The organism is Azohydromonas australica DSM 1124, assembly GCF_000430725.1.
Classification (GTDB): Bacteria; Pseudomonadota; Gammaproteobacteria; order Burkholderiales; family Burkholderiaceae_C; genus Azohydromonas; species Azohydromonas australica.
In genome coordinates, this window is sequence record NZ_AUMO01000167.1 from 1 (window position 1) to 1,452 (window position 1,452).

Genomic DNA, 1,452 nt, shown 5'->3' on the forward strand with positions numbered 1-1,452 from the left:
AGCTCGACTTTGGCCATCACGCGGCATAGCAAGCCACCTCGTGCAGGCGGCGGAATACGCTGCGCGGCACTTTGATCATGTCGCGTTCGCGCCGGGACGTTGCTAAACCGATGGTCCGCCACCAGTGTGCTCGGACTGCTGCGAGCGCGTCGCTGAAGGTCGGGATGGTCTTGGTGTACCAGGCGGCCTGGCGAGTGGGCAAGCTGCCATTGCGCGCCAGCGTATTGGCCAGCAGCGTCACCAGCGAGAACAGGCCCAGCAAGACCGGCGTGGTGCGTGCAATGGCCAGCGCACTCCACTGTCGTTGCGTCTCCAACCCGAGGTGCCGGCGGGCCTCCTCGAAGGTGACTTCCAGCTGCCACCTTCGAACGAAGAAGGTCACGATCTGCAGGGCTGTCATGTTCTGATTGGTGCACAGCAACGCCTGGGGATCGAAGCGCCCCAACGGATCTCGTATGAGTACCCAGCGCAGAGGCACTACCGGCAGCCCCGGGTGCTGCCACACCGCGCAGCCCGAGAAGATCTCGATGGGACGCGCCGTCAAGCCATACCAGGCAGGCACCATCACGCGTTGCCAGCGCGTGCGGGCGTTGCCCAGCACGCTGGCCAGCGTGGGCAGCCGAGCGCCTTTGAGTGCCGGGCGTCCAGGCCGTCCGGGCTGCCGTGGCGGCGGCGGCGCAAACAGCCGCGCATCCAGGCGCAGCCGCGTGATGCAGCTCATCCGCGGCGCCAGCGCGTTCAAAAACTCCAGTGCCGAGAAGCTCGAATCGGCCACCATCACCAGCTCTCGGCCCGGTAGCCAGCGTGAGACTTGGCGCAGCAGCTGCCGTGCATGGTCGGTGAGGGCCTTGTGACGGCGCCCGCGTTGATGGTCATGGCGCTCGGACGGCGCCAGGGCCGTCAGCACGGGCAGCGCCCACACGCGATGTGCCCAGGCAATAGGTGCGAGCAGCATCACGCTGAGCCAGCGCAGCCCGCCGACCTTGACGAAATGGCTGCGAGACGAGCGCACCGGATCACGGTAGATGCCGCGTGCGGCGATGCGAGGTCCACGCCGGCGCTCGATCGTGTCGTCGATACCCAGCACGATGGGTCCGTCGGGCACGAAGGCGCGCACCAGCAGCCCCAGCAGCACGCGTGCTGCCACTCGTGGCGACCACACCGCGCGACTCAGCACGCGATGGAAGTTCACGAAGTGCGCTTCGCCGGCCAAGCCCAGTACCCGCAGCACGCTGGCGACGGTGCGCGCGCCGGGCACCAGCACCGCGCCCATGAGCAGCAACTGGGCATGCTGCCAAGTTCGCTGACAAAACAGCCCGGCGAAGCACAAAATGACCTGCGCGAAGCGGGTCGGCAAAACAGACATGGCCTTCTCCCTTGCCCGGAGAGAACAGTCAGTCTACGAGCCGATCCGCTTCGCCTTTACAGCGCGGAAATGGCCAAAGTCGAGCT

At 66.6% G+C, this 1,452-nt stretch carries 1 protein-coding gene; it reads right to left on the reverse strand.

What is annotated here, in order from left to right; all coding sequences use genetic code 11:
- Window positions 1-16 precede the first annotated feature (16 nt).
- Window positions 17-1,366, reverse strand: coding sequence for an IS701 family transposase (locus H537_RS0119025; protein ID WP_028999088.1), 1,350 nt, complete (start codon window positions 1,364-1,366; stop codon window positions 17-19).
- Between the last annotated feature and the right edge of the window lie 86 nt (window positions 1,367-1,452).